Origin of the sequence: Hymenobacter jejuensis, assembly GCF_006337165.1 — a bacterium.
Lineage (GTDB): Bacteria > Bacteroidota > Bacteroidia > Cytophagales > Hymenobacteraceae > Hymenobacter > Hymenobacter jejuensis.
This window is the reverse complement of the sequence record NZ_CP040896.1, coordinates 1,541,169-1,561,039: the sequence shown is the minus strand read 5'-3', so window position 1 is coordinate 1,561,039 and position 19,871 is coordinate 1,541,169. Positions and strand designations below refer to the sequence as shown.

General features: G+C 53.4%; 19 protein-coding genes. 8 read left to right on the top strand and 11 right to left on the bottom strand.

Translation table 11 applies throughout. The features are described 5' to 3' along the window. The first annotated feature begins 16 nt into the window (after nt 1-16). From FHG12_RS06280 to FHG12_RS06270, 3 genes are all read left to right on the top strand, one after another. Nucleotides 17-703 (top strand): OmpH family outer membrane protein, encoded by a 687-nt coding sequence (locus FHG12_RS06280; protein WP_139514915.1) that lies wholly within the window; start codon nt 17-19, stop codon nt 701-703. A 41-nt stretch (nt 704-744) separates the two neighbouring features. Then, a complete protein-coding gene (locus FHG12_RS06275) occupies nt 745-1,365 on the top strand; it encodes an OmpH family outer membrane protein (RefSeq protein ID WP_139514914.1) in 621 nt (206 codons plus the stop codon). 89 nt (nt 1,366-1,454) lie between these two features. Beyond that, nucleotides 1,455-2,507 carry an RluA family pseudouridine synthase gene (locus FHG12_RS06270; RefSeq protein WP_139514913.1) on the top strand — a complete coding sequence of 351 codons (1,053 nt, stop codon included), beginning with the start codon at nt 1,455-1,457 and terminating at the stop codon, nt 2,505-2,507. A gap of 80 nt (nt 2,508-2,587) precedes the next feature. On the opposite strand, the gene FHG12_RS06265 is transcribed toward FHG12_RS06270, so the two are convergent. The 8 genes from FHG12_RS06265 to mazG form a co-directional block, all read right to left on the bottom strand. Beyond that, a complete protein-coding gene (locus FHG12_RS06265; RefSeq protein WP_139514912.1) occupies nt 2,588-4,210 on the bottom strand; it encodes a tetratricopeptide repeat protein in 1,623 nt (540 codons plus the stop codon). 45 nt (nt 4,211-4,255) lie between these two features. Then, a complete protein-coding gene (locus FHG12_RS06260) occupies nt 4,256-5,215 on the bottom strand; it encodes a PstS family phosphate ABC transporter substrate-binding protein (RefSeq protein ID WP_139514911.1) in 960 nt (319 codons plus the stop codon). A gap of 462 nt (nt 5,216-5,677) precedes the next feature. Continuing rightward, nucleotides 5,678-6,493, bottom strand: a complete 816-nt coding sequence (locus tag FHG12_RS06255) for an energy transducer TonB (RefSeq protein WP_139514910.1) — start codon at nt 6,491-6,493, stop codon at nt 5,678-5,680. A 221-nt stretch (nt 6,494-6,714) separates the two neighbouring features. Then, nucleotides 6,715-7,545 (bottom strand): energy transducer TonB, encoded by an 831-nt coding sequence (locus tag FHG12_RS06250; RefSeq protein WP_230471312.1) that lies wholly within the window; start codon nt 7,543-7,545, stop codon nt 6,715-6,717. After that, complete coding sequence (locus FHG12_RS06245; protein WP_139514909.1) at nt 7,542-8,066, bottom strand: ExbD/TolR family protein; 525 nt, start codon at nt 8,064-8,066, stop codon at nt 7,542-7,544. The genes FHG12_RS06250 and FHG12_RS06245 overlap by 4 nt, the downstream gene beginning before the upstream one ends. 15 nt (nt 8,067-8,081) lie before the next feature. After that, a complete protein-coding gene (locus tag FHG12_RS06240) occupies nt 8,082-8,705 on the bottom strand; it encodes an ExbD/TolR family protein (protein WP_139514908.1) in 624 nt (207 codons plus the stop codon). A 68-nt stretch (nt 8,706-8,773) separates the two neighbouring features. Continuing rightward, nucleotides 8,774-9,646, bottom strand: a complete 873-nt coding sequence (locus tag FHG12_RS06235) for a MotA/TolQ/ExbB proton channel family protein (RefSeq protein ID WP_222940552.1) — start codon at nt 9,644-9,646, stop codon at nt 8,774-8,776. Between the two features lie 259 nt (nt 9,647-9,905). Beyond that, the gene (gene mazG / locus FHG12_RS06230) at nt 9,906-10,748 is read right to left on the bottom strand and encodes a nucleoside triphosphate pyrophosphohydrolase (RefSeq protein WP_139514907.1); all 843 of its coding nucleotides are present in this window, start codon (nt 10,746-10,748) and stop codon (nt 9,906-9,908) included. 168 nt (nt 10,749-10,916) lie between these two features. Between mazG and glmM the strand changes: the two genes are divergently transcribed. From glmM to FHG12_RS06215, 3 genes are all read left to right on the top strand, one after another. Beyond that, entirely contained in the window at nt 10,917-12,311 is a 1,395-nt protein-coding gene (glmM, locus tag FHG12_RS06225) for a phosphoglucosamine mutase (RefSeq protein WP_139514906.1), read from the top strand. 173 nt (nt 12,312-12,484) lie between these two features. Next, nucleotides 12,485-13,627: a cysteine desulfurase family protein gene (locus tag FHG12_RS06220; protein ID WP_139517708.1), complete on the top strand. Its 1,143-nt coding sequence runs from the start codon at nt 12,485-12,487 to the stop codon at nt 13,625-13,627. A 155-nt stretch (nt 13,628-13,782) separates the two neighbouring features. Continuing rightward, the gene (locus FHG12_RS06215; protein ID WP_139514905.1) at nt 13,783-15,207 is read left to right on the top strand and encodes a B12-binding domain-containing radical SAM protein; all 1,425 of its coding nucleotides are present in this window, start codon (nt 13,783-13,785) and stop codon (nt 15,205-15,207) included. A 7-nt stretch (nt 15,208-15,214) separates the two neighbouring features. Here the strand turns inward: FHG12_RS06215 and FHG12_RS06210 are convergent, their stop codons facing one another. After that, nucleotides 15,215-16,405 carry a hypothetical protein gene (locus tag FHG12_RS06210; RefSeq protein WP_139514904.1) on the bottom strand — a complete coding sequence of 397 codons (1,191 nt, stop codon included), beginning with the start codon at nt 16,403-16,405 and terminating at the stop codon, nt 15,215-15,217. After that, complete coding sequence (locus FHG12_RS06205) at nt 16,402-17,370, bottom strand: DUF2157 domain-containing protein (protein WP_165699315.1); 969 nt, start codon at nt 17,368-17,370, stop codon at nt 16,402-16,404. Before FHG12_RS06205 ends, FHG12_RS06210 begins: the two co-directional genes overlap by 4 nt. 129 nt (nt 17,371-17,499) lie before the next feature. On the opposite strand from FHG12_RS06205, the gene FHG12_RS06200 reads away from it, so the two are divergent. Together FHG12_RS06200 and FHG12_RS06195 are read left to right on the top strand one after the other, a co-directional pair. After that, nucleotides 17,500-18,168, top strand: coding sequence for a hypothetical protein (locus FHG12_RS06200; RefSeq protein ID WP_139514902.1), 669 nt, complete (start codon nt 17,500-17,502; stop codon nt 18,166-18,168). An 81-nt stretch (nt 18,169-18,249) separates the two neighbouring features. Beyond that, nucleotides 18,250-18,765, top strand: coding sequence for a PRC-barrel domain-containing protein (locus tag FHG12_RS06195; protein ID WP_139514901.1), 516 nt, complete (start codon nt 18,250-18,252; stop codon nt 18,763-18,765). Between the two features lie 47 nt (nt 18,766-18,812). On the opposite strand, the gene hemH is transcribed toward FHG12_RS06195, so the two are convergent. Next, nucleotides 18,813-19,847 carry a ferrochelatase gene (hemH, locus tag FHG12_RS06190; protein WP_139514900.1) on the bottom strand — a complete coding sequence of 345 codons (1,035 nt, stop codon included), beginning with the start codon at nt 19,845-19,847 and terminating at the stop codon, nt 18,813-18,815. Nucleotides 19,848-19,871: the final 24 nt, after the last annotated feature.

Here is a 19,871-nt window from a genome sequence, read left to right as displayed (position 1 = left end):
GATTTTCTCTACTGCTATGAACAAGATAACTTTCTGGCTGTCGGTGGCTTTCCTAACGGTGCTAACCGTGCCGACAGCCTTCGCGCAGAAGTTTGGTTACGTAGATTCGGAGTTCGTGCTGAGCAAAATTCCTGCTTACGCGCAGGCTCAACAGGAGCTAAACCTTCTTTCTCAGAACTGGCAAAAGGATATCGAAAACCAGAAAAAGGATCTTGATAAGATGTATCGCACTTATCAGGCTGAGGAAGTGTTACTTACCGAGCCGATGAAGAAAAAGCGGCAGGACGAGATTCTGAAGAAGGAGCAAGAAGTTAAGGCCTACCAAAACAAAATCTTCGGCTTCGAGGGCCAGCTCTTCAAGAAGCGCCAAGAATTGACGAAACCCGTTCAGGATCAGGTGTTTGAGGCTATCGAAAAAGTGGCTAAGAAAAAGCAGCTGGCCATCGTATTCGATAAAGCTGGCGATCTGACTATGCTTTACACCAATCCAGCGCACGACTACACCGAGTTTGTGCTGGAGGAACTGGGCTTAGCTTCAGAGGAACGCAACCAACCAGGGCAGAAAGGGGCCGTGCGCAGCGTTACCACTCCCCAAACGCCTGCCGGCGACGCCGCTACTGGCACGGACCAGAATGCCCCTACTGGGCGTCAGCCTGTACGCACCAATACAGGCAGCCAGCAACCAACTAACCGAAAAAACTAACTTTGCCTCATCAACAATTGACTTTCTCCTTAATGATCACCATGAACAAAATTCGCGTTGTCTTGGCTGCGGCCGCTCTTCTCTTTACTACGGCTACGGCTGTTCAAGCGCAGGCACCCCTGAAAATCGGGTATACCAGTGTTGAGTACATCCTAAGCCAAATGCCAGAAAGCAAGCAGATTGAGTCGCAGCTGAAGGATTATAGCACCCAATTGAGAACCCAGCTGGACACAAAGGCTACCGAATACCGCACCAAAGGCGAAGCTTACCAGAAAGGCGCTTCGACTATGACGGATGTCGTGCGGGCTGACAAAGAAAAAGAACTGCAAAACCTGCAGAACTCGATTCAGGAGTTCCAGCAGAACGCCGAGACTTCCTTGCAGCAAAAGCAGCAAACCCTGCTTAAGCCAGCTCTAGACAAATTGCAGAAGACCATTGACGACGTAGCTACCGAAAATGGCTACACGTACGTGCTGAATTCGGACGGTGCCAGCCCAGTGCTGTTGCACGGCCCGAAAGATGGCGACATCTCTGACTTGGTGCTGAAGAAAATGGGCATTACCCCCGGGGCAGCCGCTGCGGCTCCTAAGGTTTCTGCTCCTTCCGTAGCTCCTGCCGCTACGCCGGCTGGCGCTTCCAAGACCAAAACCAAGAAGAAATAAGTAACTCGTTTGCTTGTTTCGAAGTGCGAAAGCCGGAACCCTACGTTCCGGCTTTCTTATTTTGAACCCCACATACATTTTGCCGATTCATGACGAATCAAGATCTGCCGTCGCCCGAATTACCCGAGGAAGAAGAGGAGGAAGAAGGTGGTGATGAGCTATATGAGCACCACCGCATCCGAGCTAATAAAAAGCAGGAACTCCTCCGGATCGACAAATTCCTGATGAACCGGCTGCCTCATTCCTCGCGCACCAAAATTCAGAGTGCCATCAAGGCGGAGGCGGTGCAGGTAAACGGTAACCCCATCAAATCGAACTACCGCGTCAAGCCCCTTGACCTGATTACCATCACGTTGCCGGAGCCGCCGATAGATTTTAAGGTGACGCCCGAGCCGATGGAGTTGGATATTCGGTACGAAGATGAGTCGTTGCTGCTCGTCAATAAACCGGCTGGACTAGTAGTACATCCCGCGTTTGGCAATTGGACCGGTACGTTGGTAAACGGGTTGGCTTACCATCTGAGCAACTTGCCCACGGGCCGAAACGGCGAAATCCGTCCGGGTTTGGTGCACCGCATTGACAAAGACACTTCGGGCCTGTTAGTCGTTGGCAAGACTGAGTACGCCATGACGCACCTCTCGCAGCAATTCTTCCACCATACCATCGAGCGCACTTACTTAGCCTTGGTGTGGGGCGTACCCAAAGAAACGCAGGGCACTGTGCGCGGCCACATTGGGCGTAGCCTCAAAGACCGCAAGGTGCAGGCCGTATATCCCGACGCGGACCATGGCAAAGAAGCCGTTACGCACTATAAGGTGCTACGATCATTTCAGTATGTATCCCTCATTCAGTGTAATCTCGAAACTGGGCGTACGCACCAAATTCGAGTTCACATGAAGCACATCGGGCACCCGCTGTTTTCGGATGCGACCTACGGTGGCGATAAGATTGTGTATGGGCAGCGCGTAGGAGCCTACAAGGCATTTGTGGAAAAGGCTTTTGAAGTGATGCCCCGCCAAGCCCTGCACGCTAAATCTTTGGGCTTTGTGCACCCCGTAAGCGGCGAGTTTATGCATTTTGAAACCGAACTGCCCGCCGACTTTGAAGCTGTGCTGGCAAAATGGGAACAATACGTTAGTTAGATAATTGATTGATAAACAAGTAGTTACAAAAAAAAGGCTCGTTACATACGTAACGAGCCTTTTTACTGAGCAGGAAGTGATTACTTCTTCTTGGCAGGTGCCTTGCTAGTTGCAGCTGGCTTGCGCATCGAGTCAAGTACGCGCTTGGCATTTTCGTTGCCGGGATCCATTTCCAGTACCTTCTGGTAGTAAGGCGCAGCAGCGGCCTTATCGCCTTTCTGGTAATAGTAGTAGCCCAAGTAACCGTTAGCTTCTACCAAACCCGACTTGAACTTAGACGGATCGGCGGCGTTGGCGCTTTCGATATACTTCTCATAATAAGGCTTTGCTAAGCCCTGCTTGGAGTCCGGGTCCAGGTTATAGGCATTTTGAGCCCGTAGCTGATAGCCGGCTGTGTAAGTAGGGCGAGCAGTCAATACGATGTTGTAAAGGCTGTCAGCCTGCTGGTATTGCTTGTTGAAACTATAGGCACGGGCCAGCAGCACTTGGTCCGTTAGCTCTGCTTTCCCACCGTTCTGCGCGATCTTGGCCTTGTAAGTAGAAATGGCTTTCGGATAGTCCTTCTGCGCTAAGTACGCCGAAGCCAAGTCGTTCTGCAGATCAGCGGCTTGCTTCGGGTCCAATTGAATGGCTTTCTGAATGGCCGCGATGCCTTCAGCACCTTTACCACTTTTCGACAGGATTTTGCCTTGGTACACGTAGTCCTGCGCAATGAGCTTATCGGGCGGGGTTACCTGCATGTATTTCTGCATGGCGGCCGCGGCTTCATCGTTTTTGCCTGTCTCGTACAACGAGTACATGCGCAAACGGTTCATAGTCACGTTGTTAGGGTCGCGGGCTAAAACCTTGTCAATTTCAGCAAGCGCTTCCGGATACTTCTTGGTCAGGAACAGGAACGAAGCATATTTGGCGTCCGTAGTCGGTGACTTTTCAGCAACGCTGGTGTACTTCTGAAACTGGGCCAGAGCGTCGTCGTACTTGCCGGCGTAAAAATACGTCTCGGCTAAGCCGTTGTAAGCAGGGGCGTAATTGGCATCAAGGCTGATGGCTTTCTCAAAGTTGGCGCGGGCTTCGTTGTAGTTGCGCGAGCGCTGGTTCAACTGGCCTTTGTGCACGTAGGCCGCCACGTAGTTGGGGTCAGCGGCAATGGCGCGGTCGTAGCTGCTAGCCGCTTCACCACCGCCGGTTTCGCTTTTCTGGTAGATATCGCCGCGGGCCACCATCAGGGCAGCATCGTCTTTCAACTTGTTGGCTTTATGGGCCGCGTCGACGTAGCCAACTGCTTTGGTGATGTCCTTAATGTCCGATTCGGCATATGCCTGCGCGATCATCGTCAACACCTTGGCATCTTTGCCTTTGGTCACTTTGACAGCGTTGTCAAACTGCACTTGGGCCTCAGCCGCTTTGCCTTGCGCCAGCGCTGCACGGCCGGCAGCTACCAGGCTGGTAGCGTCTTTGGGGTTGAGGGGAATCCGGTTGAAGTAAAACGCAGCCGAGTCAGGCATATCCCGCATTTGGTACAGGCGGCCCAATTGGAACAAGGCTTCTGGCGATTGTCCTTGACGCAACAACGAAGCACGGGCTTCGCTATAGCGCTCTAGGTCAATGGCCTTCTTGGCACTTTGTACATCCTGAGCATAAGCGGCAGAGCCGTAAACTGACAAGACAGCGAGGAGCGAAAGCTTCCAGGGCTTGAAGTTCATGAGCAAAAGGTTTAGTGAAAAAGCGAAAGGAAAAGGAGTAGGGTATTATTGTTGGTTGGTCGTGATGATGCGGGTCTGACCCGTGGCCGGCATAAGCCCCGACTTCAACACGATAAGCTGGCCTTTGTTGCCGGCTGCAAAGGAGGCAAAACCGGTGCCAAGACCTGCCCGGGCTTCCCGGCTGATAATATACACATCTCGGCGTAGCGGGTAAGTCTTCAGCGCCAAGTATGCCTGATACGGTTGCAGATAATCATCTGTTTTCTGCGGATTAGCGGCGCGGCTGATCGCTGCTACGCGGACTTTCTTAAGAAAGCTTTGCACCGCAGTATCGTCCCGGTCGCTGATCCAGTTGACTCCCACAACACCAATAGCGTTGGGATGGGTAGCAACGTAATCAAGCAGCGCAGGGTTCGATTTGGCAGCAAAAGCCCGTTTGGTGAGCGGACCACCCCTCGATACCGAATCCTGAATATAACGCGTAGTGCTGGAGCGGTTGGCATCGAATACTACGTTTACTTCGCCCAAGCCTTTCTTGCCGCTGACTTGGCTCCACTGTTGCGTTTTGCCCGTGAAGATATCACGTAACTGGCTCATAGTCAGCAAGGTGTCAGGGTTGCTCGGGTGCAAGATGATGGCCAGCCCGTCGGTAGCAATACGGGTAGAGCGGGGTACGATTTTTAGGCGATCAAACTCAGCTTTTTCGGTAGCGTTCAGATCACGAGCTATTACCGCTACCCGCACTGAGCCTTTGAGCAAGTCCTGTACTACTTCTTCCTCCGGTTTGTAGGCCGCCTGAATTTTAGCATACTGATACAGCTTTTGGAAGGTATCAACCTGAGACTTCACAATAGGCTGGAAGGTTTCGTCAACGCTGATGTTGATTTTGCCGCTGGTGGCTGTATCCGATGACTCATCTGATGCGCCGCCACCGCGGTTGCACCCTGCCAGCACTAAGCTTGCTAGTACTAAAGATGAGCTGATTTTTCGCAGGTTAACGGACATGGTCGGAACGCTTTCTAAAATGTTGCTGGTAGGTGCGAACAAATCTAATGATTCCGTACATCACGAAAACGAAGCCTAAAATACGGCGTGCGCCGGGTGCGAGAGGCAGCGTATCGCCCGCGGCGAATGCCAAATATAGGCCTAGCCCTAAATACACAGCGGCCATAATCAGCGAAAAGTAACGGACTATTCGCTGGGGTGTTTGCTGGCCTAATCTTTCATCCGTTGTCGGAAGGTTTGACATGCTGATGGATGTAGAATAGATGAATTTCTTCTATAACGAGAAATAGCGGGCAGATTGTTCGCTTTTCTTAACGGGAAAATCTGAAAAACGCTATTTATCAGTGGTACAAAAAAAGTCAAAAATTGGCCGCTTCAAAGAAGCTAACCAATTTTTGACTTCGGAAAGGCGAAGTCCCTCGTTCTGGAGGTGTTACTCAGAACGAACGGACACGCAAAAAATTATTCGTAACGGAAGGTAATGGGCATGGTGTAGCGAACCGGCACTGCTACATCATTCTGGCGTCCGGGGGTCCAGGCCGGCATGTTTCTTACCACGCGAGCGGCTTCCTGTTCAGTACCGTAGCCTAAGCCCTTCACAACCTCGACGTCCGAAATGCTTCCATCAGCATTTACGGTGAAGGCAACAAATACGCGCCCCGATATGCTGTTCGACAAAGCTTGGCTTGGATACCTGAGGTTGCGCTGCATGTAGCGTTGCAGTGCGTCGGCCCCACCAGCAAATTCGGGCATCACTTCAGCATAGATGAAAGGTTTAGTAGGAGGAGGCGCTACTGCATGACCGGTATCACTTATTCCAGTACCAATTCCCACACCCGTCCCAGCCGGAATATCACCTAAGCCGGTGACATCGCCTGGCGTAGTGCTATTGGCCAGCGGTAGCTGTACATCCTTGACGGGATTTTTAACCTGATCATCCTTCACAACTCTCGTCGCTATACTGGCCTGCGGGGTAACTACAATCGGCTTAGCAGTAGGAGAAGGGACGACCGGCTGTTTAGGATGCGTGGGGTCAGCAATGAATGTTATTGGCGGCGGCAAAATTTCAATTACTGGCGCTACAACAGGGTCTGGCCATAGTTTCTGAACAACCAACGGAATGCTAACCAACAGCAGAAACAGCGCAAACGCAGTGAAGGCCGCCGTGATAAGGTGCCGGTTATAGATCCGGCGCAGGACAAAAGCACCATACGCTTTGTTGCGGCCCTCGAAGACAATTTCGTCCAGTGAGGCGGTGAGCAAGTTGAGGGTTTTCATGGGGTTATATGGCTAGAGGTGAACGAGGTTCGCGACGCGCATTACCCAAGCCTAAAGCACCCTTCACAAACCGCCTCCAGCTCTGGCTTTCGACTTAAAAACGTGATGTATAGAAATATTAGTATGCATAGCGAGAACAATTTTGCCAACAAAAAACCCGAATTGAGCTAGCTCAATTCGGGTTCTAAAGTAGCGGCCAAAAGATGTCGCGTTAGTAGAATTTACTTGATGGCGAAAGTTACCGGAACCGTAAACGAAACGCTTACTGCACGTCCGTTCTGCTTACCAGGTGTCCAACGCGGGAGGCCTTTGATCACGCGAACTGCTTCTTCGTCGCAGCCGCCGCCAATGCCTTTCTGCACTGTAACGTTCGAAATGGCGCCATCCGGACCAACTACGAAGGCAACGAATACTTTGCCTTCAACTTGGTTGCGCAGTGCCATCGCCGGATACTTAATGTTCTTGCCGATGTACTGCAGGAGGGCTTCCATACCACCAGGAGGTGTGGGCATTTGCTCCACGTAGGTGTAGACTTTGTTTTCTACTACCTCTTCTACCACCTTGTTGCCATCTCCAGACTCAAGGCCGTTCAAGTCAGCAGGGTTGTCCGTGTTACCTTTTACAGTTTCAGTGGCAACTACCTTATCCTTCAACTCCTCTTGGTCCGGAATCTCCTCTTGCTTGCGCACTTCCTCGTCCTTTTTAACAACTGGAGGCACAAACTTGATAGTGGAGAGCTTGGGCGGTGGGGGTGGTGGCGCCTCAGGTGGCGGTGGGGGGGGCGGTGGCTTGGTTTCATCCAGCGGCGGAGCCTCCATCAACTCATTGACCTTCAGGTTCTTAGCTGCTTGAACATCCTCTTTTGGGCTAAACATCCGCGCGATGAGCGGAAAGCTTACGAAGAGTGCGAAAAGCGCTACTGCAATAAGAAGGGCACGAGTGATGTGACTGCTGTACAACCGCCGAAGCACATAAGCTCCGTAGGCTTTATTACGACCTTCGAAGACGATATCGTCGAAGCTCGCAGTAGCCAGTTGTGCATTGTCCATCATAATCCTGATGATTTAATTAGGTCTTCATCCGCCTTGGAAATGTCAACCAGCGCATATTTTTTCTGGCCGGTAATATTCATCTCGTCGAGGATATCGACCATGTTCTTGTATTGTGCCTTGTCGTCAGGCTTGATCAGCACCACCAGATCTTTGTTGCTGCGGCGTTGCAGCAACTCTTTCCGGATGCCATCGGGGCCGTAATTCGAAAGCTTCAGTTCGGGCTTAGTATCCGACGACAGCAAGCCGTCGTAGTAGTAAACCTTATTGTTTTCGCCCATCAAGATGGTGAAAGCATTCGAAGCTTTGATTGCCGGTGGTTCTGGATCTTTGGGATCCGGCTTTACCGGCATGGTGACCTGCATTACAGTCGGCTTGCTGAACGTAGTTGTCAGCATGAAGAAAGTCAGGAGCAGAAAGGCCAAGTCCACCATCGGTGTCATGTCGATTTTGGTCGACATTTTCTTGGCCCGCTTCTTCCCGCCTTTCCCGCCGGAGTCGGCTTTTTGTTGGATTTCTGCCATTTCTCTACAGTCAGGTTATTTGAGCGCGGTTGGCTTGGTTTCCAAGTCCGTGATCAAGTTGAAACGGTTGATGTTCTTGTCCTGCAGAAACTTGATGATCTTCCTCACGGTTGGCACATCAGCATTTCCATCGCCTTTAATAGCGATATAAGCCGGCTTACCAATTGCTTCCCGGTTTGCCCGTTGCGCTTCAACTACCCAATCGGTGATCTGGTTGTTGAGCGAGTCGGCAGGAATACCGGGCTGCTTGATGCTTTTCCGTTGTTCTCTCTCCACGTTAAGAAAAGAGCCGAGCTGCTCAACCGGAACGCCGAAGCTTTGCAGGTTGGCAAATTCCGCTCTTTGCTGCGGCGTAAAGCTTACGCCACGCTTGGCAGCAACGTAATCCAGCAACTTGGGCTTGGCCTTATCGCTGTCAAAGCCGAAGAACACACGCTTGTCCTTGTCAACGGAAATGGTGATAACGTTGCTTTCTGGCAGGCGTAGCTCCGACGTAGAAGAGGGAGTATCCACCACCACTGCTTCCTCAGGAGAAAACTTGGTGGTGAGCATGAAGAAGGTCACCAACAGGAATGCCAGGTCCACCATCGGGGTCATATCCAGCGAAGGGGACGTTCTATGGGGCTTTACTTTGGGCATTTGTGGTGTGGTTAAGTAGCTTGATTCAGTAACGTAAGGGAACTAGCCTTTAGTGCGTTAACCGCAGCCTAAGCCGTATAAGTTTCCTTTTCGCCGTGCTGAGCAGCGAACGTCTGAATGATGCTGAAACCAGCTTCGTCGATGCTGTAAGTCAGCTCGTCAATTTTGCTGGTGAAGAAGTTGTAGGCAACGATAGCCAGCGCCGAAGTACCGATACCCAAAGCCGTGTTGATCAAAGCTTCCGAGATACCGTTGGCAAGAGCTACTGCGTCTGGGTTACCAGCCTGAGCCAGTGCGGCGAATGCCCGGATCATACCGAATACCGTACCGAGCAGACCAACCAGCGTGGCGATCGAAGCCAAGGTCGAGATGATAACCAAGTTCTTCTCAAGCATTGGCAGTTCCAGAGCAGTTGATTCTTCGATCTCTTTCTGGATCGACAGGATCTTCTGGTCTTTGTCCATACCACGCTCACGCGCCATTTCCTGATACTTCAGCAAGCCAGCTTTTACTACGTTGGCTACCGAGCCTTTTTGCTGATCGCATACAGCGATAGCGCCCGTGATGTCGTTCACGTTCAGCTTCTGGCGGATTGAGCGCACGAAGCTTTCGATGCTCTTAGTGCCTTTTGCTTTGCCGATAGTCAGGTAGCGCTCGATCGAGAAGGTGATTACCAAGATGAGCATGGTCATCAGGATAGGCACAATAAAGCCTCCTTTGTACACAACACCTAAGTAGTTGCCTGGCAACGGGTTGTTTTCGGGGTTATTGCCCTGAAAGTTCCCTGGGTTGCCCAGAACAAACATATAAATCACGACGGCGACTACAAGTGCCAACGGAATCACGATGGCGGCAAACACAGACCCGCCTTTTGCCTCACCTTTAGGTGCAGCAGGAGCGGCAGGCCGCACGTTCTTGTTCATGGCATTCTTTTGTTCCATTGTTCCGGAGAATTAGGGTGTTGTTGGTGAAAGGTTGAATGAGAGAAAAAAGGTAAACAAACGGTTGACTAAACAAAAACGCTGGCCCCGCTCACCCGCACGCTCTGCACCAAAAATGCAGTGTGAAAATCGTGGGTCTGCTCGTGTGCGGGGCCTGTTCCCTAGAGAGTCTAGCCTTGGCAAACCTAAGGAAAAAACCCACGCTGCCAAAAGAAAAATGGGTTTAAGCGCGTTAAACCGCTTTTTTTTATGAAAAAAGCTAGTTTTTGGAAGTCGGGATGGGATCGTTTGTGGTGGGGAGTTGTTTTGCGCGTTCCCAATAAATATCCATTTCAGCCAAAGTAAGCTCGGCAAGGCGGTATCCTTCACGAGCAGCTTCTGTTTCTAAATATTGAAAGCGGCGGATGAATTTTCTGTTTGTACGTTCTAAAGCCTCTTCAGGGTTAATGCCGGCGAAACGAGCAAAGTTGACAAGAGAGAAAAGCAAATCGCCGAATTCATCGGCGGCCCGCTGCTGGGCCTCATCCGAAACTTGGGCATCAAGGTATTCGGTACCAAACTCTTGCAGTTCTTCCTGTACCTTTTCCCATACCTGCTCTTTCCGCTCCCAGTCAAACCCGGCACCCCGCGCTTTTTCCTGAATACGCATGGCTTTCACCAAGGCGGGCAGCGAGGTAGGCACGCCACCCAGCACGGAGGAGTTTCCTTTCTCTTTAAGCTTGATTTGTTCCCAGTTTCGCTTAACGTCTTCTTCGTCGTTGACTTTCGTGTCGCCGTAGATGTGCGGATGACGGAAAATAAGTTTATCGCATTGAGCATTAAGTACATCTGCGATATCGAAGTGGCCGGTTTCGGAGGCAATTTTGGCGTAGAAAGCCAAATGCAGCATCACGTCCCCAAGTTCCTTTTTCAGGTCGGACAAATCGTTGCGCAGGATGGCATCGGAGAGCTCGTAGGTCTCTTCGATAGTAAGATGTCGCAAACTTTGAATGGTCTGTTTTTGATCCCATGGGCATTCGGTCCGCAGCCGATCCAGCACGTCGAGCAAGCGCCCAAAAGCCGCTAACTGCTCCTGTCGTCGGATAGATGATGTATTTTCCATTGAGTCAAATATACATTTCCCAGACTAGTACTACTAGAGCAAGGCGATTTCGGTTGCCGCTTCGTACAGCTATTTAATTTGCACTTAGCCAGCAGTAGCAATCGGAGGTAGCCGTAGGGAAAGCAGGCGCATTTATCTATTTTTGCGACTTCAACACATCCATTTCTTGTGGCACTGATCAAATCTATTTCAGGCATTCGGGGTACCATCGGCGGTGCGTCAGGCCAAGGCCTTACCCCCATTGATGTCGTCAAGTACGCAGCCGCATTCGGCGCTTGGGTGCAGGAAACAACTCAGAATAACACGATCGTTATCGGGCGGGACGCCCGTATTTCGGGCGAAATGGTCAATAAGTTGGTGACCGCGACCTTGCAGGGATTAGGCATCGACGTTATTGATCTGGGGCTGAGCACAACGCCTACCGTGGAGCTTGCCGTGCCGGCTCACCAAGCGGGCGGTGGCATAATTCTGACGGCCTCGCACAACCCCAAGCAGTGGAATGCACTGAAATTGCTGAATGCACAGGGCGAATTTATTTCGGATACTGAAGGCCAACGCGTGCTGGCCTTGGCCGACGAGGAAGCTTTCGATTTTGCGCCGGTTACGAAGCTCGGACAGTATCGCACCGACGATACTTTTCTGCAAAAGCATATTGAAGCCATCCTGAAGTTGCCACTGGTGGATGTGGAAGCCATTCGCGCCAAAAAATTCCGGGTGGCTATCGACTGCGTTAACTCGACCGGCGGCGTTGCAGTGCCTCTGTTGCTGGAAGCATTGGGTGTAGAAAAAGTGGAGAGGCTGTATTGCGAGCCCACTGGTGACTTCGCGCACAACCCAGAGCCGCTGCCCGAAAATCTGCGCGACATTGCGCGGGTGATCGAAAAAGGTAGCTTCGACTTGGGCATCGTGGTCGATCCGGATGTAGATCGTCTGGCGCTGGTCAGCGAAGACGGCTCTATGTTCGGAGAAGAATACACCTTGGTAGCCGTGGCCGACTACGTGCTTAAGCAGCACGGCGGCGGCAACACCGTCAGCAACCTCAGCAGCACCCGCGCCCTGCGCGATGTAACCGAAAAGCACGGCGGCCAATATGCCGCCGCCGCTGTGGGCGAAGTGAACGTGGTGAACATGATGAAGGAAACCAATGCCGTCATTGGTGGTGAAGGCAACGGAGGCATCATTTTCCCCGAGCTGCACTACGGCCGGGACGCCTTAGTAGGCATTGCGCTGTTTCTGACGCACTTAGCTAAATCGGGGCTTACCATGACGCGCCTGCGGGCTTCGTACCCAAGTTACTTTATCTCGAAAAATAAGATTGAGCTGACCCCCGACATCGATACTGACCAGGTGCTGAGTCAGATGCAAAAGCGCTATATCAAGCAGCCCATCAACAGCATCGACGGCGTGAAAATTGAGTTCGACAAGGAATGGGTGCACCTGCGCAAGTCTAACACTGAGCCCATCATTCGCATCTACGCCGAGTCCGATTCCAATGCTACGGCGGACCACTTGGCCAACAAGATCATTGCCGATATCAAAGAAATCATTTCGGTGAAAGCCTAATGCCTTGTTGTAAATTGCTTGTAGTCAATTAGTTGCTAAAGGATTCTGGCTGCCCTGCCGGAATCCTTTATTTTTGGGCCAAACTTTTCTTGCGTCACCTCGGCGCAACTCACTTTTCCAATCGGTTGCTCGCTATGCATCACTCTTCCGATTCTCCTTTGTCGCCTGCTCCGATGGCAGTGTATTTCGACAACGCCGCCACCACACCCCTCGACCCGGAGGTGCTGGACGCCATGCTGCCGTTTATGCGGGAGCACTTTGGCAACCCCAGCAGCATCCACGGACACGGCCGAAAGGTGCGCGCAGCCATCGAAAATGCCCGCAAAACCATTGCCCACCTGATCAACGCGGCACCGGCCGAAATTTCCTTTACGTCGGGGGGGACGGAGGCCGATAACTACGCAGCGTTCGGGACTGTGCGCACGCTAGGGCTGCGTCATGCCATCACGTCGCCGCTCGAGCATCACGCCGTGTTGCATACGTTGCAGGCGTTGGAGAAAGCCGGAGATATTGAGCTGAGTTACGTGCGCCACGACGAGCGCGGCCGCCTGGATTTGCAGCATCTGGATGAGCTGCTGGCAACGCATTCGCGCTCGTTTGTAAGCCTGATGCACGGTAATAATGAGATTGGCAACCTAAACGATATTCAGCGCATCGGCGAAATTTGCCAAGCGCATAAGGCTGTCTATCACACCGATACGGTGCAGACCATGGGCCATTACCGCCACGATGTGCAGCAACTCAAGGCACATTTTCTGGTGGGTTCGGCACACAAGTTTCACGGCCCGAAAGGAGTGGGGTTTTTGTATCGGCGCTCCGAAATTCAGGTTAATTCACTAATTCATGGCGGTTCGCAGGAGCGCAACCTTCGCGCCGGTACCGAGAACGTGTATGGCATCGTAGGCCTGGCCAAAGCGTTGGAAATCGCTTGCCGCAACATGGCCGACCACCAACGCTACATTCAAGCCCTGAAAGACCGGTTCATTATGCGGTTGCGCGCCGAAATTGAGGATGTACAGTTCAACGGACTTTCGACCGAAGCCGACCAAAGCCTGTACACGGTGCTGAGCGTCAGCCTGCCGCCGTCCGAGTTGAATGAGATGTTGCTATTTAATCTGGACATCAATCATGTGTCAGTTTCGGGTGGCTCGGCTTGTACCAGCGGCGCCAACGCGGGCTCTCACGTACTCACGGCCCTAGCGGCCGACCCGGATCGGGGGGCCATTCGCTTTTCGATGAGTAAATACAACACGCCGGAAGAGGTGGACTTCGCCGTGGAACAGCTTGCCAAAATGTATCGCAAGGTGGCTGTGTAAGTAATTGATAATTAATTAGTTGCAAAGGCCAGATACCTGCTAGGTGTCTGGCCTTTACTTTTTTACTTGATAATTTTTCTTCATGTTATAAAGTACTTTGTATTTCAAAGTAAATTTTCTTCCTTTCGCTCGTCATTACCTAACGGTTACGAGCTATGCGTGTCAAATTCATTCTGCCGGCCCTTACAGAGGCTACTAACCCTTACTGGCGCCCGATCAAATATTCGTTGTTTCCGCCGCTGGGCTTAGCAACGCTAGCTGCTTATCTGCCCGATGATTGGGAAGCAGAATTGCAGGATGAACACGTCGAACCCCTGCGCCTCGACGATGCGCCGGAACTGGTTGTGATTCAAGTATATATCACCAACGCATATCGGGCTTACGCACTGGCCGACATTTACCGCAGCCGGGGGAGCTACGTGTGTTTGGGCGGGCTGCACGTTACCAGCTTGCCTGCCGAGGCAGCGGCGCATGCCGACAGCATCTTCCTGGGGCCGGGCGAAGAAACGTTTCCGCAGTTTTTGCGCGACTGGCAGCAACGGCGGCCCCAACCGCGCTACGAGTCGTCGGTGCGGACGCTGGTAGGCGTGCCGCCAATCCGGCGCGACCTGATCCGGCGGGAGCTATACCTAGTGCCGAACTCTATTGTCGTGACGCGCGGGTGCCCGCACCACTGCGATTTCTGCTACAAAGATGCCTTTTTTGAGGGTGGCAAATCGTTTTATACCCAGCCCGTCGACGATGCGCTGGCCGAAATCGACCGCTTGCCGGGCCGCCATCTGTATTTTCTCGACGATCATTTGCTGGGGCACCAGCGGTTTGCGGCTTCACTCTTCGACGGCATGCGCGGCATGGGCCGTCTGTTTCAGGGCGCGGCCACCGTCGATAGTATCCTGCGCGATACGAGCTTGCTGGAAAAAGCTGCGGCAGCGGGCCTACGGAGTTTGTTTGTGGGCTTTGAAACGCTCAGTGAGCGAAACCTTCGGGCCAGCAACAAGCGCCAAAACCTGGGCCGCGACTACGCGCAAGCCATCGAGCGCCTGCATGCCCTCGGCATAATGATCAACGGTAGTTTTGTATTTGGCCTCGATGACGACGGGCCCGATGTGTTTGCGCGCACCGTAGAATGGGCTGTGAAACAAGGAATTACCACCGCTACGTTTCACATCGCTACCCCTTACCCTGGCACCGACTACTTCAAACGTATCGAGGCAGAAGGGCGGCTGCTGCACCGCCGCTGGGATCAGTACGACACCCGCACGGTGGTGCACCAACCAGGGCCACTCCTCACGGCCGAACAGCTCAAAACGGGTTACGACTGGGCCTATCGCGAATTTTATTCGTGGGCTAATATCACGAAAGCCAGTTTGGCGCATACTTCCCTCAAGCACCAGATCAAGCATTTTGCCTATGCTGGCGGTTGGAAACGCTTCGAGACACTCTGGAATTTCATGATCAAAACGCGGCAGCTCAACTCGATGCGGCCGTTGCTGGAGGCTATTTTGGCTAAGGTGCAAGGCCCGAGAGGTACGCTGAATCCGGCCCCGGCCGACTTTATTCCGCTGCCGATCGTGCAGTAACGGGCCATTAGTAGCTGCTGTCGGCCCCGCCACCGCCCGAATGCCCGCCCCCAAACTGGAAGCTAGCCGGCTCGGGCTGCGAAGCGCTAGGTGCGGTTTGGGCCACTACCAGCGACTCTAGGCTAAACGAGAGAGGCTCTTCGCCCTCAGCCACTGAGGTCAGGCCGTGGCGAGGCGTGTGCAGGTACCGCAACGCCCAGATGGCGAAAGCGATAAGCACCACGCCGGCAATCGTAGCCGCTATTTCGGGTGGAAGAATGCTGTGATAAAACCGGATGGTGTAGCAGGAGAAAGCCGCGCTCAAAAGCCCAATCAGCAGCCAGACGCGGTCGTGCTTTCGCAGCGCGACGTACACATATGCCACCGGAATGCTGACCGTAAAAAAGTAAAAAAGCGCAGCAAAAGGAATCTGAGTGGAGGCGGGCATGTCGTTGAGCAGGGCATTGCCTTCCCGCACAACCAAGTAGTTGCCGCTGAGGTAGAACACGCTCAGAGACAGGGCTTTCAGCACGGTGAAGCACGCTTGATAATAAAACCGGTCGACGTGCTGCATGACTTTCCAAACGGCATAATAGGCTGCTGCGGAAGCCAGCATGAGTGCAAAGGGAAGTAATAAGCGGCCTATAGTGCTGTGTGATAATATATTGAATATCAATAGGATATATATCATAAAGGCGAAGGCCGATACAAGCCGATCGGCGTAACGGACAACAGCAGCTACTAGTAGACCCAGCACCGGAATTAGCGCCAAGGGCAAAAACGGATTGCCTGGTGAAAAGCTATTGCGAAACGCTGCCGGTACCGCAAGGCTGACACTGTAAAACACCAGCGCTGTCAGCCAACCTAGCGTCATGTACAACAGCGCATTATCGGGGCCAGCGTGGTAAAGACGTGAGCTTTTGATCGAGATTTCCAGCACCACCAAGCATCCTAGAGCCGACAATACGCAAACCACAAGGAAGTAATTGCTCAGGCCAAACAAGCTAAAGAAACCCGACGCTGCACCGCTTCCCAAGCACGTGAAAATGAACAGCGCAATGCGCAGAAAAATATGCGGCCGGTAATAGTCGAGCGGATGGGTCGCGTAAATGCTGTCGAGCTGTGCTGGGCTAAGGAGTCCTTGTTTTTGCCAGCGAGCAGCAGCTTCACGGGTGGCTTTAGCCCGCGCCCAAGCCGGATTATAGGCTTTCAGAATCATGGCTTTCCGACAATCTCTTTGGCTTTGACAAACAGAAGGATAATCACGAAGGTGGTGAATGGAAAGTATAGGGTAAGGAGCTCTGAGCTAGAATCGAACAGCTTGAAAAACAGGTAGGTGAAGGCGATATAGCCATACACCGCACCCATCAGCAAAAACAAGTAAGAGTGCGTGCGACGGGCATACCAGATCAGGAACCCACTCAGAAGCAGCACCAGCGGCGCGGCGATAGTACCCAACAGCGTGGGCTCCGACGAAAGCAACGCGGCCGTAGTGGCAATCAGGGCCAGGTTACTACCCAGAGAAAGATACGTGAAAGCAAAGTGGCGCTTCAGGTTGCGCTGCTCCGAAACGAATCCGGCGCCCATCAGGGCCAAGCCCAGCAACACCGCCGCGCCGCCGAGGCCGGAGCGGAAGAAATTGTTCTCAGTAAAAGCCGACAGCGGCGCAATGGAAAGCCCAATCCAGGACGCCAAGGCCGTAATGGCCATCGAGAGCACGCCCCGGTGATCGAAGCGGTACGCCAGCCAGAAAAACAACGCGGCCGGAATGAATACAGCCAGCCCATATCGCGTGCCAAACAGCTCATACTGAGCTTGCAAGTATCCTTCGAGCGTGAGAAACAGCAGGCAGCCCAGGAGCAGCAGATAGTCGGGGACCACGCCGGCACGCGGTGCTTGCTCCCAGGTAAACGGCGATTGGTGCCGAACGGCATAGGCAAAGCACGCTGCCATCAGGCCCGAAATGGCGGCCACTATTACGCTGTGGCCAATGTCATCGAGGTGTTGGTAGAGCAAAACGCCCAGTCCGCCGCTGAGCAACACGATGCCCAAATACAGCACCGTGCGCAGCTCGTAGTGCAGGGAAAAAGGCCGGGTATGCTCGTAATTGCCAATAACGGCAGTTTGTTCTGGCGACAACAAGCCCTTGGCCTGTAGGTCGATGAGGATTTCATCGGATACCATATTCGCAGCAAAAGAGGAGAACGAAAGCCAGGCAAGCATACCAACTCCAGCGAATTACGTATTCTTTGCCGATATCCCATTGCCGCTGGTGGCAATGGCCGATTTTTCCTCACTCGTTCCCGCTTTTCCATGGCCGACATCAACATTCAACGAAAGAAATCTTCGCCCAGTCCGTGGCTGCTGGTTTTGGTGGTTTTGCTGGTGCTGGGGTTGCTGGCTTATTTTTTCCTTCGTGAGCCAACGGCTGCTCCCGAGCCGCTGCCCGCCGGAGCAGTCGGGACCAGTGCTGCCGCTCCGGGAGCGGTCGCCGACTCGCCTCAGACCGCTCAACCCACTCCGCCGCCCGCCGATGGCGGGGCCGCCGTGGCCGATATGGCCACCGACGATGCGCCCGTTTCGCCGGAGGAGCTCGCTGCATATGCCAAATCCGAAAGCAACGAACCCGATTACGGCCGGCGTGGCATGCGCATGCTAAGCGCGACCTTGGTGGACTTGGCCGACCGCGACGACCTGCGCGACGCCACTGTACAGGAGCGCCGCAACGACCTTACCAGCGCCACCAGCCGCCTCAACGAAGAGAACGCCAGCCTCCGCCCCGGGCTAGTAGCGGCTACATCCTTGATGCAGGCAATGCAACAGAAATCGTACCCGGAGCTGGAGAAACCGGTGGGCGAATTGGCGGAACAAGCGCAGCAGTTGAGCGGCCGTAGCACCGCCGCCGATCAGGAGCAGTTGCACAAGTTTTTTGCCCAAGCGGCTGAGGTCATTCGTACGCTTAGTCAACCGGCTGAGAAGTAAATATTTGATTTAGAGTTAGTTATGTTTGAAGGCCGGTCCGCTGCTTTTCAACGTTTTTGATTCAATTCCACATCCTCTGCAATGGAACCCAATGCTATACCGCCAGCCGCCGGCATGCACTTGCGCCGCTTGCGCGACCTCACCGATTTTGAAGTAGCCGACGGCAACCCCGACGTACGCGGCTGGGATGTGCGCGGCAACGACGGCGAAAAGTTCGGCGAAGTGTACGAGCTCATCGTGGAGCCCGAAGCCATGAAAGTGCGCTATCTGGAAGTGGAGCTGGACGCGTCTTTCAACGTGAACGAGCGCGACCGCCACATCCTGCTGCCCATCGGAGCTGCCGCCCTCGACGACGAAGCCGACAACGTGTTCGTGCCTTCGCTGACCAAAGAAGCCGTGGTCAACTATCCGCCCTACGCCGACATTTACATCTCCCGCGAATACGAGGAAGCCATGCTGCGCGCCCTCAACTTGCCGGTGCCCATAGCCAGTTCGAATGACTTTTACACCGGCGATTCCTACGATGCTTCGCGCTTCTACACGCGTCGTCCGGCCCGGCTAGGTTCCGCGCAGCATCCGTCTGAGAACGTAAGTTAAACTGTATAAGTATTTAATTGTCAAATACTTATACAGTTTAATACTGCCTAGTTATTTCGCACCATATCCGTTACGGCCTGCACCCACAGCGGGTGCGAGTTGAGCGAGGGCACCAACTGCCAATGGCTGCCACCGGCCGCTTCAAACATTTCCTTGAATTCAAATCCCACTTCCACAGTAGTTTCGAGGCAATCGGCGACGAAAGCGGGGCTGAAAGCCAGCACATTCTGGATGCCTTTGGCGGGGAAATCCTTCAAGACGAAGTCGGTATAGGGTTGCAGCCACGGGTCGCGGCCCAAGCGGCTCTGAAACGAGACCGTGTACTGGTCCTTGCTGATTCCCAGCTCTTTGGCTACCAGGCGCGAGGTTTCGTAGCACTGGGCCCGGTAGCAGTAGCGGTTCTTTTCGTTGTAAGTATCGCAGCAGCTGCCGAGCTGGCAATAACCCTTGTAGCTGCCTTTCAGCACGTGGCGCTCCGGAATGCCGTGGTAGCTGAATACGATGTGATCGTACTTGTGCTTGGCCATTTCTTCCTTGCCCAGAGTGGCAATCGTGTTGATAAAACCGGGATCGTTGGTGAACGTGCTGATGAAGCTGATGCTGGGCACCACCCACCACTTACTCACGATCTCCATTACTTTTTGCTGCACCGAGCCTGTGCTGGCCGCCGCGTATTGCGGAAAAAGCGGCAGCACAATAATGCGATCGACGGCAGCATCGCGTAATTCTTCCAAAGCGCTTTCGATGCTGGGCTTCTGGTAACGCATCCCGAAGGCAACTACGTATTGCTCACCGAGTTGCTCCTGCACAAGGCGCTTCAGATCAAGGCCGTGGTAGAGCAGGGGAGAGCCGCGCTCGGTCCAGAGCTGCTGGTACACCTTCGCCGATTTGGGTGCCCGCAACGGCACCACAATCCCCTGAAACAACGGATACCGCACCGCCGCCGGAATGTCGATGACGCGGCCGTCGGTCAGAAACTCATTGAGGTAGCGCCGCACATCGCTGGTTTGGGGCGAGTCGGGCGTGCCCAGGTTAACCAACAAAACGCCGATGCGGCCTAAAGAAGAAGCAGGTGAAGCCATGAATGCAGAGAAAGTGGCCGCTCC

Bases quoted from the DNA above. Each gene is read 5' to 3' on its own strand.
- FHG12_RS06220 (WP_139517708.1), top strand. From the start codon at position 12,485: ATGGCAGTGTATTTCGACAACGCCGCCACCACACCCCTCGACCCGGAG.
- FHG12_RS06275 (WP_139514914.1), top strand. From the start codon at position 745: ATGAACAAAATTCGCGTTGTCTTGGCTGCGGCCGCTCTTCTCTTTACT.
- FHG12_RS06215 (WP_139514905.1), top strand. From the start codon at position 13,783: ATGCGTGTCAAATTCATTCTGCCGGCCCTTACAGAGGCTACTAACCCT.
- FHG12_RS06265 (WP_139514912.1), bottom strand. From the start codon at position 4,210: ATGAACTTCAAGCCCTGGAAGCTTTCGCTCCTCGCTGTCTTGTCAGTT.
- FHG12_RS06195 (WP_139514901.1), top strand. From the start codon at position 18,250: ATGGAACCCAATGCTATACCGCCAGCCGCCGGCATGCACTTGCGCCGC.
- FHG12_RS06235 (WP_222940552.1), bottom strand. From the start codon at position 9,646: ATGGAACAAAAGAATGCCATGAACAAGAACGTGCGGCCTGCCGCTCCT.
- mazG (WP_139514907.1), bottom strand. From the start codon at position 10,748: ATGGAAAATACATCATCTATCCGACGACAGGAGCAGTTAGCGGCTTTT.
- FHG12_RS06270 (WP_139514913.1), top strand. From the start codon at position 1,455: ATGACGAATCAAGATCTGCCGTCGCCCGAATTACCCGAGGAAGAAGAG.
- FHG12_RS06205 (WP_165699315.1), bottom strand. From the start codon at position 17,370: ATGGTATCCGATGAAATCCTCATCGACCTACAGGCCAAGGGCTTGTTG.
- FHG12_RS06250 (WP_230471312.1), bottom strand. From the start codon at position 7,545: ATGATGGACAATGCACAACTGGCTACTGCGAGCTTCGACGATATCGTC.
- FHG12_RS06200 (WP_139514902.1), top strand. From the start codon at position 17,500: ATGGCCGACATCAACATTCAACGAAAGAAATCTTCGCCCAGTCCGTGG.
- FHG12_RS06280 (WP_139514915.1), top strand. From the start codon at position 17: ATGAACAAGATAACTTTCTGGCTGTCGGTGGCTTTCCTAACGGTGCTA.
- FHG12_RS06260 (WP_139514911.1), bottom strand. From the start codon at position 5,215: ATGTCCGTTAACCTGCGAAAAATCAGCTCATCTTTAGTACTAGCAAGC.
- FHG12_RS06255 (WP_139514910.1), bottom strand. From the start codon at position 6,493: ATGAAAACCCTCAACTTGCTCACCGCCTCACTGGACGAAATTGTCTTC.
- FHG12_RS06245 (WP_139514909.1), bottom strand. From the start codon at position 8,066: ATGGCAGAAATCCAACAAAAAGCCGACTCCGGCGGGAAAGGCGGGAAG.
- hemH (WP_139514900.1), bottom strand. From the start codon at position 19,847: ATGGCTTCACCTGCTTCTTCTTTAGGCCGCATCGGCGTTTTGTTGGTT.
- FHG12_RS06210 (WP_139514904.1), bottom strand. From the start codon at position 16,405: ATGATTCTGAAAGCCTATAATCCGGCTTGGGCGCGGGCTAAAGCCACC.
- FHG12_RS06240 (WP_139514908.1), bottom strand. From the start codon at position 8,705: ATGCCCAAAGTAAAGCCCCATAGAACGTCCCCTTCGCTGGATATGACC.